This window comes from Amphritea atlantica, from assembly GCF_900111095.1.
Taxonomy (GTDB): Bacteria; Pseudomonadota; Gammaproteobacteria; order Pseudomonadales; family Balneatricaceae; genus Amphritea; species Amphritea atlantica.
The window spans coordinates 115,775-129,096 of the sequence record NZ_FOGB01000009.1 but is presented as its reverse complement, the minus strand read 5'-3'; the positions used below and the strand labels follow the sequence as shown (position 1 = coordinate 129,096).

General features: G+C 51.5%; 11 protein-coding genes. 6 read left to right on the top strand and 5 right to left on the bottom strand.

Annotated elements, in window-relative coordinates; all coding sequences use genetic code 11:
* Nucleotides 1-144: 144 nt before the first annotated feature.
* The 5 genes from BMY09_RS14965 to aroQ all read right to left on the bottom strand — a co-directional run bounded on the left by BMY09_RS14965 (nucleotide 145) and on the right by aroQ (nucleotide 4,941).
* Nucleotides 145-1,638: a DUF3426 domain-containing protein gene (locus tag BMY09_RS14965; protein WP_091359959.1), complete on the bottom strand. Its 1,494-nt coding sequence runs from the start codon at nucleotides 1,636-1,638 to the stop codon at nucleotides 145-147.
* A gap of 12 nt (nucleotides 1,639-1,650) precedes the next feature.
* On the bottom strand, nucleotides 1,651-2,544 hold the full coding sequence (prmA, locus tag BMY09_RS14960; protein ID WP_091359957.1) for a 50S ribosomal protein L11 methyltransferase: 894 nt from the start codon (nucleotides 2,542-2,544) through the stop codon (nucleotides 1,651-1,653).
* Between the two features lie 102 nt (nucleotides 2,545-2,646).
* Nucleotides 2,647-3,990 carry an acetyl-CoA carboxylase biotin carboxylase subunit gene (gene accC, locus BMY09_RS14955; RefSeq protein ID WP_091359956.1) on the bottom strand — a complete coding sequence of 448 codons (1,344 nt, stop codon included), beginning with the start codon at nucleotides 3,988-3,990 and terminating at the stop codon, nucleotides 2,647-2,649.
* Nucleotides 3,991-4,015: 25 nt separating this feature from the next.
* Entirely contained in the window at nucleotides 4,016-4,468 is a 453-nt protein-coding gene (gene accB, locus BMY09_RS14950) for an acetyl-CoA carboxylase biotin carboxyl carrier protein (protein ID WP_091359954.1), read from the bottom strand.
* A gap of 29 nt (nucleotides 4,469-4,497) precedes the next feature.
* On the bottom strand, nucleotides 4,498-4,941 hold the full coding sequence (aroQ, locus tag BMY09_RS14945; protein ID WP_091359951.1) for a type II 3-dehydroquinate dehydratase: 444 nt from the start codon (nucleotides 4,939-4,941) through the stop codon (nucleotides 4,498-4,500).
* A 361-nt stretch (nucleotides 4,942-5,302) separates the two neighbouring features.
* Here aroQ and BMY09_RS14940 point away from each other — a divergent pair, with 361 nt between their 5' ends.
* The 6 genes from BMY09_RS14940 (at nucleotide 5,303) to BMY09_RS14915 (ending at nucleotide 12,125) form a co-directional block, all read left to right on the top strand.
* Nucleotides 5,303-6,346, top strand: a complete 1,044-nt coding sequence (locus BMY09_RS14940; RefSeq protein ID WP_091359950.1) for a DUF2333 family protein — start codon at nucleotides 5,303-5,305, stop codon at nucleotides 6,344-6,346.
* A 61-nt stretch (nucleotides 6,347-6,407) separates the two neighbouring features.
* Nucleotides 6,408-7,172, top strand: a complete 765-nt coding sequence (locus BMY09_RS14935; protein WP_091359947.1) for a ParA family protein — start codon at nucleotides 6,408-6,410, stop codon at nucleotides 7,170-7,172.
* Between the two features lie 294 nt (nucleotides 7,173-7,466).
* A complete protein-coding gene (gene upp / locus BMY09_RS14930) occupies nucleotides 7,467-8,093 on the top strand; it encodes a uracil phosphoribosyltransferase (RefSeq protein ID WP_091359944.1) in 627 nt (208 codons plus the stop codon).
* 10 nt (nucleotides 8,094-8,103) lie between these two features.
* Complete coding sequence (locus BMY09_RS14925; protein WP_376787861.1) at nucleotides 8,104-9,408, top strand: uracil-xanthine permease family protein; 1,305 nt, start codon at nucleotides 8,104-8,106, stop codon at nucleotides 9,406-9,408.
* 158 nt (nucleotides 9,409-9,566) lie between these two features.
* Complete coding sequence (locus BMY09_RS14920) at nucleotides 9,567-10,421, top strand: 3-hydroxybutyryl-CoA dehydrogenase (protein ID WP_091359940.1); 855 nt, start codon at nucleotides 9,567-9,569, stop codon at nucleotides 10,419-10,421.
* A gap of 600 nt (nucleotides 10,422-11,021) precedes the next feature.
* Entirely contained in the window at nucleotides 11,022-12,125 is a 1,104-nt protein-coding gene (locus BMY09_RS14915) for a copper resistance protein NlpE N-terminal domain-containing protein (protein WP_091359935.1), read from the top strand.
* Nucleotides 12,126-13,322: the final 1,197 nt, after the last annotated feature.

The following is a 13,322-nucleotide window of genomic DNA, read 5'->3' as shown; positions in this document are numbered from 1 at the left end:
TTTCAGACGATGAGGGCCAAGGACTTTTTGATGCTTTTTTGATCATATTGTTGTTGCAAAATCTGTTACAAAATGATCAGAATCTTTGCACTTCATCGGCTGCAAAGTTCCTGCAGGGGCAGAGTGATGGAGCCCTGAGGCCTGTTATTTCTGCTTTTCTGGTGGCGTGGGAGCCTTTAGAGAGGCTTCATAGCTGAGCGCCCGACGGCCGGGGTCGAGAATGTCGAAATGTATCTCGACAGTCTGTTGAGCGGGCATCTCATCCAGGTTATCCGGCTGCAGGTAATCGCTTGGCTGAAACAGTCGTTCACTGATCAGCTTGCCCAGTCTGTCGGAGAACGCTAACAGAATGGCCGGGTAGGGCTGGGCGAACCCGGCATGGTTTTCCAGCAGCAGATTCACGCTTAACACACCCTGATAGTCGGGATGTTCCACGATGATCAGTTTTCTGGTGCTGATCTGATCAAGCATGATGGGGGCGTTCAGCTGGCAGGGGATATATTCGCATGCCAGGGCGTAGACTGGGTGTAAACGGGGATCGCTGTTCAGCTGCTGGCGATTAAACCAGAGATACTGGCCTGCCAGTAGCATGATAGCTAGTAGTGACAGTATGGCCCAGCCCAGTGGGCGCGAGCTGGGTTCTTCTATTGTGGTTCTGATCATCACCGGTTCGGCGCGAAAGCTGGTAACCGCTGGCTGTTGTGGTTCCTTAGCCGGGGATGATGTCTCTTGCTCCGTGGCGGGAGGTTCGGGGGCCGGGTTATTGTCGCTTTGAGGGCTATCAGTCCTGGGGGTGTCTTCGCTGTCCGGGGAAAGAGTATAGCCGGGCTTGGCTTCCAGCACAGTTGCAGGTTCTGTTTCAGGAGCTATGTCAGGCTCTGTTTCAGGAGCTATGTCAGGAGCTATCTCCGGTGTGGCTTCGGGGGCCGCCGCTGGGCTTTCATTATTCCCCGAGCCAGTCTCTGAAGACTGCAACCTGTCAGTGTCAATCAGATCGAACTGCTGCGGGTTTTGAGCTTGTCCGACAGGGTGTAGCAGTTCGCTCACTGGTTGGTCCAGATCGGCTGGCTCTGCAGCCGGTAAAGGGGGTTGTTCCTGAGGCGCTTCAGCTGGCGGTGCTGTGTCAGTCTCGCTGATTTCCTCAGTTGTTTGGGGTTCTGCTAACAGAGGGTCAGCCTGATAGAGAAGATCCTCTTCAGTGAGGGGTAGCCCTGTATCAGCTTCACTCTGAAGCCGTTCGCTCTGTTGACGGGTGGCTAAACCGGGCAGTTGTTCCGGTAGTTGTTGAACCTGGGGGGCGTCCGCAGGCGGTTCAATAACACTTTCCGGCAGGTGGTCCGCAGGGGCGTAACGTTTATCGATACCTTCGTGGGGGGAGGCTGGTGGGCTGAATGGGGGGATCTCGATCGAATCAAACAGCGGGTCTTTATGGCTCTGATCTGAGATAGCTGGTGCCTCTGGTGGCCGAATCATCGACTCCAGCGGATCATCAAGGTCATCACAGCGATAGACTTCAGCATTGAACACTTCAAGACATGCACCGCAACGCACCTTACCGCTGGCAATATTCAGCTGCCCCTGGGTTACCTGAAAGCGTGTGTGACAGGCAGGGCATTCGGTGATGATGTTGCGGCCCATATCAATAACCGGTTATCGTTTTATGCCGGTGATGCGAATCCAGCCCTCTTGTTCTGTCACCGTATCCAGCTCAAACTGGGGGCTATAAGCTTGCCGTAGTTCCGCTTCCTGATCTGCCAGTAAACCGGACAGAACCAACTGTCCGCCGGTTTTGCATAGCGCTGACAGTGTCGGGGCCAGCTGTACCAGGGGGCCGGCAAGGATATTGGCAACCACCAGGTCGGCCTGTTCCTGCGGTGCTCTCTCCGGGAGATAAACCTGCAGCCGCTCTTTGGGCAACTGATTGCGTTGCAGATTATCAAGGCTGGCATCCAGCGCCTGCGGATCGATATCCACCGCAGTCACATGAGTGGCGCCTAACAACAGAGCTGCTATCCCCAGAATGCCTGAGCCGCAGCCATAATCGATGACCTGTTTGCCGTCGAGATCAAGGGAGTCTAAAAACTCCAGGCACAGGGCCGTGGTTGGGTGGGTGCCGGTACCAAAGGCCAGACCGGGGTCCAGCATCAGGTTGACCGCATCCGGATCGGGCACCGCTTTCCAGCTGGGGCAGACCCACAAGCGGCTGCCGAATTTCATTGGATGGTAGTTATCCATCCACTCACGTTCCCAGTCCTTATCTTCCAGAATCTCAGTTTTCATCTTAGGGAAAGGGGTATTGGGGAAGAGCTGTGCATGGGATTCATGCAGAAATGCCTGGGTGGCATCCAGATCATGGTCGGCAGAAAACAGCCCGGTCAGAATGGTGTTACTCCACAGTGGTGTGGTTCCCAGATCGGGTTCAAAGATTGGCGTATCTTCCCGGTCCTGCAGAGTTACTGCGGCGCAGCCCGCAGCGAGTAGCAGATCTTCATACTGCTCAGCATTATCAGGCAGGACATCCAGTTTGATCTGTAACCAGGGCATGACGTTTTCCTTATAACCTTTGGTGTATATAGTCTTTATAGCAAGAGGAGCAAGCGAAAAAAAGCCTCCCAAGGGAGGCTTTTTTCTGAGGCAGCAGGCTGATCAGTCCAGACCCAGCTTCTTTTCCAGATAGTGGATGTTAACGCCACCTTTGGCAAAGTTGGAATCGCGGACGATAGTCTGATGCAGTGGGATGTTGCAGCGGATCCCCTCGATCACCATCTCATCCAGAGCGATCTCCATTCTGCGCAGCGCGGTGGCCCGATCCTCGCCATAGGTGATCAGCTTAGCGATCAGCGAGTCATAGTGTGGAGGAACCGAGTAACCGTTGTACAGGTGAGAATCAACCCGTACACCGATGCCGCCTGGTGCATGGAAGTGGTTAACAGTACCGGGGCATGGCATAAAGGTTTTCGGATCTTCAGCGTTGATCCGGCACTCAATGGAGTGGCCCAGCAGTTTTACATCTTCCTGTTTAAAGGACAGAGGCATACCCGAAGCGATACGCAGCTGCTCTTTGACAATATCTATACCGGTAACCATCTCCGACACCGGGTGTTCAACCTGAACCCGGGTGTTCATCTCGATAAAGTAGAAATGACCATCTTCGTAGAGGAACTCGAAGGTTCCGGCACCGCGATAGTTAATCGCAATACAGGCATCCACGCAGCTTTTCAGCACCTTAGCCCGTGCATCAGGGTCGATGTGTGGCGCAGGCGCCTCCTCAACAACCTTCTGGTGGCGACGCTGCATTGAACAGTCACGGTCGTACAGATGGATCGCATTGCCCTGGCCATCAGACAAAACCTGAACCTCAACATGGCGTGGGTTTTCAAGAAACTTCTCCATGTAGACGGTTTCATCACCAAACGCCGCTTTGGCTTCTGATTTGGTGACATACACTGCGTTCAGCAGGCTGGCTTCGCTGTGGACAACACGCATACCGCGACCACCGCCGCCGGCCGCTGCTTTAATAATGACCGGATAACCGATTCTGCGGGCGATCTCTAAAATGGTGTCGCCATCTTCCGGCAGTTCACCATCAGACCCGGGCACGGTTGGCACGCCCGCTTTCTGCATCGCTTCGATAGCAGCTACTTTATCACCCATGATGCGGATGGTTTCCGCTTTCGGGCCGATAAAGGCAAAGCCGCTCTTCTCCACCCGTTCTGCAAAATCAGCATTCTCAGCGAGGAATCCATAGCCAGGGTGGATACCCATAGCGTCGGTGACTTCTGCAGCGGCGATGATAGCAGGGATGTTCAGATAGCTTTGCGCAGAGGGAGGTGGTCCGATACATACGGCTTCGTCAGCAAGGCGAACATGCATCAGATCGCGGTCCGCAGTGGAGTGAATCGCAACCGTTTTGATGCCCAGTTCCTTACACGCCCGGAGAATTCGCAGTGCGATTTCGCCCCGGTTGGCAATAACAACTTTTTCTAGCATGTTGTAAACCTGTCTGGTTGATAGCTTAAACGATGATTACCAGTGGCTGATCAAACTCAACTGGCTGGCCGTCTTCTACCAATATCGCTTCGACCACACCGGATTTGTCTGCTTCGATCTGATTCATCATCTTCATCGCCTCTACGATGCAGATTGGGTCGCCCTCTTTAACGCTCTGGCCTACTTCTACAAAAGAGGCTGAGCTTGGCGATGGAGCGCGGTAGAAGGTACCGACCATCGGAGACAAAACCGCGTGACCGTTGTGTGCTGGTGCCGCTTCAGCTGGTGCAGCGGCAGGCGCGGGCGCAGCGACTGGAGCTGCAACCGGTGCTGGAGCAGCTGCAACAGGTGCAGGTGCAGCAACAACGGTTGAGCCGCGGCTGATGCGAACGGATTCTTCACCTTCATGAATCTCAATCTCGTTGATGTTTGATTCTTCCAGCAGCTCAATCAGTTTTTTTACTTTGCGAATATCCATACGAATGAAATTCTCTATAAATTCAGATGTTAAGGTTTTTCAATCCGGCTAATAGCGGACTGTAATGCAAATTCATAACCCTGGACGCCCAGGCCGCAGATAACACCCACCGCCACATCCGACAGATAGGAGTGGTGACGAAACGTTTCACGGGCGTGCACATTGGAGATGTGGATCTCTATAAAAGGGATCGCTACGCCCAGAAGCGCATCACGCAGAGCAACGCTGGTGTGAGTAAAGGCGGCTGGATTGATCAGTATAAAATCCACCTGTTCGACACGGGCCTGATGAATTCGTTCAACGAGCACATGTTCGGCATTGCTTTGCAGGCACTCAAGCTGGTGACCCGCCTGCAGAGCCAGGGTAGTTAGGCGCTGGTTAATGTCCTGCAGAGTATCGGCACCGTAGACGTCCGGCTCGCGCGTGCCGAGCAGATTCAGGTTTGGACCGTTAAGAAGCAGTAACTTAGCCATGAAAATTTTGCCTATATGACGCAGGATCGCGTCCGATGGGTATAAAAGTAGGGTAGTTTGCCGGAAAAGCGAAACAGTGTAAACAGCTTTGCTACTTATTGTGTTTTATCATCAGTTTTCCCGACGTTCTGTATGCTTTCTGATCATAGTTGGCTTTCACTCTCTGTTGTTCAGAGGTGTTGCTGGGGCGATTAGGACGATCTTTTCAGTGTCTTCTGGCTTTATTCTGCGTCCTGCATAAATTGAGTCTTATCAGTGATACTATAATGATCAACTATTTACACAGCGGTCAGCATTGACCCGCCGTTACAAATCGGACATATTGCGGTGCAATAAGCGCTTTTTCGTTAAAGGATATACCATGGAAATGTTACAGCGGTTGTGGTTCACATTCTGGGACAAACTGACAGCAGCAACAGGACGGGTGAAGCTTCTGCGGCCTGTTTTAATTTTGCTGGGGCTCTATCTGTTGGTCAGTCTGGGACTGGGAATCTGGTGGAGTCAGGAACCCGATCCTTTTGAAGTTAAGCCGGTGATGGTGCAGACCGCTCAGGGGGCGGAACAGGAGATTGTCGGTTCAGCAACGGTGTCAACGCTGATCAGAATTACTGAAACCCTGCTGCAAAAGCCCGGAGGTTATCTCTCCAATGATCGCACCCCTCCCGGGGTCTGGCTGGACAATATTCCTAATTGGGAGTTCGGTGTGCTGGTGCAGGCGCGGGATATGTCCCGGGCGATGCGCAAAGACTTCAGCCGTTCGCAATCGCAGTCGACCGAAGACGTCGATCTGAAAGAGGCAGAGCCGCTGCTGCACTTTGACAATAACAGCTGGTTGCTGCCCTCTAGTGAAGGCGAGTACAAGAAGGCGCTGAAATACCTGCGCGCCTATGAAGCCCGTTTGTCCGATCCGACCCAGCAGAACGCTCAGTTTTATGCCCGGGCCGATAATCTGCGAGGCTGGTTGGCGGATGTGTCGACCCGGCTGGGCAGTCTGTCTCAGCGACTCAGTGCCAGTGTTGGCCAGAAGCGGGTGAATACTGATCTGGCTGGTGAATCGACTGCGCGACAGTCCACCGATAACGCCGCCGAGCTGGAAGTAAAAACCGGCTGGCTGGAGATCGATGATGTATTTTATGAAGCCCGCGGAACCGCCTGGGCGCTGATCCATCTGCTGCAGGCGGTTGAAGTTGACTTCGCCGATGCTCTGGAGAAGAAAAATGCCCTGATCAGTCTGCGGCAGATTATCCGCGAGCTGGAAGCGACTCAGGGAACCGTCTGGAGTCCCATGATTATGAACGGCAATGAGTTTGGTTTGCTGGCAAATCACTCGCTGGTGATGGCTTCCTATATATCCCGGGCAAACGCTGCCATTATCGATCTGCGTACTCTGTTAGAACAGGGTTGATGCTATTCCGATATTTTTATCTTAACAGCTTGCTGTAAGTGCATACCTCAAAGGAAATTGTATGATCCGAGTTGTCTTTAATCAGAAAGGTGGTGTAGGTAAGTCCAGTATCAGTACCAACCTGGCGGCGATCAGCGCCAGCAGGGGTAATCGGACGCTGGTGGTTGATCTCGATCCGCAATGTAATACCAGCCACTATCTGCTGGGCGACCTTGTTAACGATACCGTGGGTGATATTAAAGATTTTTTTGAACAGACTCTGAGCTTTCAGGTGCGTCCCAAAGAGATTACCGATTTCATCCACCCCACCGTGTATGAAAACCTCGACCTGTTGCCTTCCAGCCCTGAGCTGGGTGATCTGCACGCCAAGCTGGAAGCGAAGCACAAGATCTACAAGTTGCGCGATGCGTTGCTCAATCTGGATCAATATGATGCGATCTATATTGATACCCCTCCGGCATTTAACTTTTACACCCTCTCAGCACTCTGTACCGCGGATAGCTGCCTGATTCCATTCGACTGTGATGAGTTTTCACGCCAGGCGCTCTACAGCCTGATGTATAACGTGCAGGAAACCCAGCAGGACCATAATGACAAACTGGCTATCGAAGGGATCGTGGTGAATCAGTACCAGCCCCGTGCCAACGCTTCGAAAACCATCGTCGAGACCCTGAAAGCGGATGATTTGCCGGTTTTGGACGCTAAGATTTCATCGTCTGTGAAGATGAAAGAGTCGCATAATGAGTGTATGCCGCTGATCTACTTTGCGCCAAAGCATAAGCTGACACTGGAATATCTGGCGCTGTATGACGAATTGCATGGCTAACCGGGTCAGGCATCTGAGTATTCGAATCTCACTGGCAGTTTACCGACAGTGTGATTCGGCTATTACATCTGAAACGCACTTTTGAAGTGCGTTTTTTTTGGTTTGTAGCGGGAGATGCAAGACCGTATCAGCGGATCGATTTTTCTGACTCTGGTCTAAGACTTTCTGCCTAGCTCGGGGTATCATGTTTTAAATTTTAGGGCTTAGTCCGCTGGCAGCTATCAGCAACAAGGTATTAGTGAGCTGCCAACGGTTGAGGCTTCAGTTCACCGGTGCTTTAAGAGAGATTCCCTGATGCAGATTCATGAGATCAACCACCCTTTAGTAAAACACAAAATCAGCCTGATGCGGGCTGCTGATATCAGCACCCGGGCATTCCGGCAACTGGCGGCAGAGGTTGGCGCGCTGCTGACCTATGAAGCAACTAAGGATCTGAAAACTGAAGTCTATCAGTTTGAGGGCTGGTGCGGTGAGATGACCGGTGAGCAGATCAAGGGCAAAAAGGTGACGGTGGTGCCGATTTTGCGTGCCGGCATCGGCATGCTGGACGGCGTGCTTGATCTGATTCCCAGCGCCAAGATCAGTGTGGTGGGGCTGTATCGTGATGAAGAGACACTGGAGCCAGTGACCTATTTTGAACGGCTGACCAGTGATATGGAAGAGCGTCTGGCGCTGGTGATCGATCCGATGCTGGCCACCGGGGGGTCAATGAATGCTACCATCGATATGTTAAAAAAATCCGGCTGTAATGATATTAAGGCGCTGGTGCTGGTGGCTGCCCCTGAAGGGATCAAAGCGGTCAATGAGGCGCATCCCGATGTTGAGTTGTATGCTGCAGCGGTCGATAGCCATCTCAATGAGAATGGCTATATCATTCCGGGGCTGGGTGATGCCGGCGATAAGATCTTTGGCACTAAATAAGGGGTAGATGATGTCAGATATGAATGAGGTTCTGGACGGCACCGAACCGGTATGGCGAACCGTTCTGGCGGGTTCTCAGATGCTGTTTGTTGCCTTTGGTGCGCTGGTACTGATGCCGCTGCTCACCGGCATGGACCCAAGCGTCGCCCTGTTTACTGCAGGTGTTGGCACCCTGTTGTTCCAGTTTGTCACCCGACGGCAGGTGCCGGTGTTTCTGGCGTCCTCCTTTGCTTTTATCGCGCCGATTATTTACAGCACCCAAACCTGGGGCATGCCGGCGACCCTGGGAGCGCTGTTCTGTGCCGGACTGGTGTATATGCTGCTGGCACTGGGGGTGAAACTGCGCGGTGTGGGTTTCCTCCACCGGTTGCTGCCTCCGGTGGTGGTCGGTCCGGTGATTATGGTGATCGGTCTCGGTCTGGCACCCGTTGCCGTAAATATGGCGATGGGTAAAGCCGGGGATGGCAGTGTTGAGCTGTTCCCTTACCTCGATTCGATGGTTGTATCGATGTCGGCGCTGCTGACAACATTGATGGTCGCAACGTTCGGCAAAGGGATCTTTCGTCTGTTGCCGATTATGGCTGGGGTCGTGGTGGGTTATATCATCGCCAACTTTTACGGCATGGTGAACTATCAGATTATCGCCGATACTGCGTTTATTGCTGTTCCCTCTTTTGTTTTCCCCGAGCTCAACTGGCAGGCAATTTTGTTCATGGTGCCGGTGGCCATCGCCCCTGCGGTCGAACATGTGGGTGATGTGTTGGCGATTGGTCATGTCACTGGCAAAGACTACATTAAAAAGCCCGGCCTGCACCGCACCCTGTTCGGTGATGGTCTGGCGACCTCTGCTGCTGCGCTATTTGGCGGCCCACCGAATACAACCTATTCTGAGGTTACCGGTGCGGTGATGCTGACCCGCTCCTTTAATCCGATGATCATGGTATGGGCGGCGGTGTTTGCGATTCTGCTGGCGTTTGTGGCCAAGTTTGGCATTCTGTTGCAAACCATTCCTGCACCGGTGATGGGAGGGATTCTTATTCTGCTGTTCGGTTCAATTGCTGCAGTGGGTCTGAATACCCTGATCAAAGCGAAAGTAGATCTGGCGGAACAGCGCAACTTAGTGATCGTTGCTACCACCCTGGTATTTGGTATCGGTGGCATGATGATTGGCAGTGGTGAATTCAAAATGCAGGGTGTCAGTCTGTGTGGCGTGGTTGCGATAGTACTGAACCTGTTACTGCCGGGGGTTAAACCCGCTTATGATCTGCATGAAGAGCAGGCAGTGGTGGATGATCTGGTCGATCACGCCAAATAACCGATCTGGACTTTAACGATATTGACTAAAACCGGCTCAGGCCGGTTTTATTGTGTCTGGAGCAGGCGAAAGTGATGTAAGGGTATACCCGTATTTTTTGTTGAATTTATCGGTCAATAATGGAACACTGTCGTCTGATTTGAAGAGGATTAGCTGAAATGACGATTAATAGCTTTGGAGTGGTGGGTGCAGGTCAGATGGGCGGTGGTATCGCTCAGGTGGCGGCAGTCTCCGGTTTTGATGTGATACTTTATGATCTCAATGATGCAGCGCTGACGCGGGGTGTTGGGGCTATCAGTGCCAGTCTGGCGCGGATGGTAAAGAAAGAAAAACTGACGCAGAGCGACGCAGATCAGGCGCTGGCGCGCATCCGGCAAACCACCGATATGGCCGCGATGGCTGCGGCGGATATCGTAGTCGAAGCGGCCAGTGAAGATGAAGAGATTAAGAAAAACATCTTCCGCAAACTCGATGAAGTCTGCAAACCCGATGCAATTCTGGCCACCAATACCTCATCGATCTCCATCACCCGGTTAGCGGCGGTCACCTCCCGTCCCGGTAAAGTGATCGGCATGCACTTTATGAACCCGGTACCGATGATGCAGCTGGTGGAGATTATCCGCGCCCTGCAAACCGATGATGCCGTGTTTGATGCGGTTAAACAGCTGTCGCTGGATATGGCTAAAGTTCCGGTGGATGTGAATGATGCGCCGGGGTTTGTCTCCAACCGCATTCTGATGCCGATGATCAACGAAGCGGTGTTCTGTCGCTATGAAAACCTGGCGTCAGCGGAAGAGATCGATACCGTGATGAAGCTCGGTATGAGCCACCCGATGGGGCCGCTGGCGCTGGCAGATCTGATCGGTCTGGATACCTGTCTGAGCATTATGGAAGTGCTCTACGATAACTTCAAAGATTCTAAATACCGCCCCTGTCCGCTGCTGGTACAGATGGTCGATGCCGGCTATCTGGGCCGCAAGAGTGGACGCGGTTTTTATCAGTATGACAGCTGAACGCTAAAGGTTGCTGGCTTGATAAAAGCGTCCGCTCAGGGCGCTTTTTCATTTAACCTCATATCCTTCATAACAGATCCTTTCACAGGCATCGTTATCTGAATGTTACCGACCTCTTTTCCTGAGTTATCCCCATTTTGTTTTCTCCCTGTGTCTCTTGGTATTGATCGGGCCCGTTTCTTGCTGTTGCTAAGGTTACTGAATTAACAGGTAACGACTGAAACGCTGTTTTGTTATGGCTGAAATGAACAGTCTGACGGCCAGCGAGTGTCTGCTGCGGCTGGGCTATTGGCTAATAACAGCTTGAGTTTCAGATAGTTATAGGTGGGGGGGAACTATCGGCGAAATAAAACAATTGTGAATTCTTAACCAACAGCGTTTGTCTGAGGAGAAACCGTTTACTGGATTATCTGTCCGGTAGGGTTGGCTGTGGCCAAAAAATCAGAGCTATAGCGGCAACTCTGTTCCTCATTCAATGATGCCCGTGATTGACAGCTTGGCTGAATGCCTGAGCGGGTTTTTTGCGCCCTGAAGAAATGGATAACTGCCTGTTTAAAATAGGCGGCCCGGGGTTTTATTGCCTGAAAAAGGAGTAAGAGCATGATTATAAACAGTAGTTATATAAACATGAGTGTTGAACATGAGAAATCAGAGTTCCGGGGGATTACCCGCAGTCTGGATGACAGAGGGCAGGGCAGCCAGTTTGTTGCACAACTGGAAGCGCTGATAGCCCGGTCGCAGATGGTAGGAGACGGAGCAGCAACGGACACGGACTCAGCGAACCGGTTGTCGTTCGGATCAGCATCACCGATAAACCCCTTTCGTGGTTTTTTTCAGACAGTGGAGGGTGATGATTATCAGAACCAGGAGAATATTACTCAGGCACGGCTCTGGCAAAGTCTGCTAAAGGCGATTCAGCCTGACTTTCCGTCACAGCCTCTGCCTCAGCTTTTGCCGCAGCCTTTATCACAGATGGATTCCGCAGCGTTCAGGTTTGCAGAGCTATCCGGGGATAGCCCCTCTGTCGAGCTAAAGCCCCGGATGTTAAGGTTGCAGCTCAATGTCAGCGAAACGGTTGAAGAGTATGAGTGCACCCGCTTCAACAGCTGCGGCACCGTAAACACCGCTGATGGCCAGTCAATTGACTTTAATCTCAGTCTGGAGATGGAGCGTAGTTATAGTGCTACCCGGGAATATAAAGAGACTCAGGAGTTAGTATTCACAGACCCGCTAATCCTCAATTTTGAAGGTAACTATGCGGATCTCAGCAATGACAAATTTGAGTTCGATCTGGATGCCGATGGCGATAAAGAGCTGATCAGTTATCTCACCGGAAACAGCGGCATGCTGGCGCTGGATCGCAACAGTGATGGCATCATCAATGATGGATTAGAGCTGTTTGGCGCCCGCACCGGTGATGGCTTTGCCGAACTGGCCGACTACGATGAGGATGGTAATGGCTATATCGACGAAGCCGACTCAATCTTTGATCAGCTACTGATCTGGAATAAAACAGCGGATACGGACTCTCTGGAAACGCTGAAAGAGCGGGATATCGGTGCAATCTATCTGGGGGCCAGCGCGACCCCTTTTGATATCAAAGGGGAGGACAATCAGCACAACGGCACCGTCAGAAACAGTGGTGTCTATTTCAGTGAAAACGGCGAGGTCGGCACATTGCAGCAGATCGATATGGTTGTTTGAACAAAAGGTTATTCAGGGCGAACGGCCCTGAATAACCCAGACCGCGGCTTCGCCGCTCGCTAGCCGCTAGAACGTCGCTTCGCGACTTGTTAGAAAAAGCGAAAAGCGATAGCCAACAAAAGCCTTTCAGCTATCAAAGGGGTTTTCAGAAAACAGGATTCAGTTCATCCCTCTGAACTGTTGCCCTAATGACTCTTTTCAGTCGGGCAATTCTATGTGATGATCAACGAATTCAGGACTGAATAACCGCTGCATTAGGGATTGTAAATGCAAATAATTCTTAACAATGACCATTTTGTCGTATTTATCCAAATCCACTGTCGTATATTTAACTGTTATGACTATTGAGCCAAAATTAGTCGCAAGATGGGGCCTGATTTTAACTGGGCTAAGTTGTCCCGTTTGGTTGCCTTTAATGGAGGGCTATCTGTTTAGCATCTATAAGGACTTCATTACGAAACCTAGTGTCAGTACTGTCGAATCAACCAATTTACTTGTTGTCGTCACGGCCTTCATTTTGGGTAATATTTCTGCACAGAAATGTTGTGGGGACTCGTTGATCGCTACAGTTATAACGTTCTTCGCGTATTCCGCAGTGGCCGTTATTGTTCTATTTTTTACTGGCTGGTTAGCATTGCTAATGGTTGGGTATGGCCACTAGCTATGGGGTCAGTCATAACACATATGAGCCGTCTCGGAGTCAATAGAAAATAACGCTCTTATCTGGCCGCGAAGCGGTCAGTTTTTTAATGAATCAGTCAGCCAGTTTTCTTCGTCTGTCATTGTCGTTGCCAAAACGAGTTTGCAACAAACACATATTGAGACTCTCTTACCCCGTGCTCAACGGGTGCCTACCAATACATCATCCCTGCCGGTAATAATGGTGATATATCTTTCAATGAATAGATGCGCTCACAAATTGGGATTCTTAAGTAATCTGGCCTGTTCTGAGATTATCCCTGCCAGCTGTAGATTATGCGGTAAGTCGGTGGTTCGGAAACATCCTACGCCTGGGTTGTTGGGGGCAGGGATTTTTGTCGCAATGGGGATACCCTATCTGGCGCTGGTGGTGCTTTTATTCCAGTATCTTCCATGGCTCGTTCTGGTGACTGTTCTTCTGTTTCTGGGTGCGTATATCAGGGATACGGTAAAAATACAGCTGTCTCAACATACAGAAGAAGATAGAGCTAACTATAA

Coding starts and splice junctions, on each gene's coding strand:
- BMY09_RS14965 (WP_091359959.1), bottom strand. CDS start 1,638: ATGGGCCGCAACATCATCACCGAATGCCCTGCCTGTCACACACGCTTT.
- BMY09_RS14920 (WP_091359940.1), top strand. CDS start 9,567: ATGACGATTAATAGCTTTGGAGTGGTGGGTGCAGGTCAGATGGGCGGT.
- BMY09_RS14925 (WP_376787861.1), top strand. CDS start 8,104: ATGTCAGATATGAATGAGGTTCTGGACGGCACCGAACCGGTATGGCGA.
- accC (WP_091359956.1), bottom strand. CDS start 3,990: ATGCTAGAAAAAGTTGTTATTGCCAACCGGGGCGAAATCGCACTGCGA.
- upp (WP_091359944.1), top strand. CDS start 7,467: ATGCAGATTCATGAGATCAACCACCCTTTAGTAAAACACAAAATCAGC.
- accB (WP_091359954.1), bottom strand. CDS start 4,468: ATGGATATTCGCAAAGTAAAAAAACTGATTGAGCTGCTGGAAGAATCA.
- aroQ (WP_091359951.1), bottom strand. CDS start 4,941: ATGGCTAAGTTACTGCTTCTTAACGGTCCAAACCTGAATCTGCTCGGC.
- BMY09_RS14940 (WP_091359950.1), top strand. CDS start 5,303: ATGGAAATGTTACAGCGGTTGTGGTTCACATTCTGGGACAAACTGACA.
- BMY09_RS14935 (WP_091359947.1), top strand. CDS start 6,408: ATGATCCGAGTTGTCTTTAATCAGAAAGGTGGTGTAGGTAAGTCCAGT.
- prmA (WP_091359957.1), bottom strand. CDS start 2,544: ATGCCCTGGTTACAGATCAAACTGGATGTCCTGCCTGATAATGCTGAG.
- BMY09_RS14915 (WP_091359935.1), top strand. CDS start 11,022: ATGATTATAAACAGTAGTTATATAAACATGAGTGTTGAACATGAGAAA.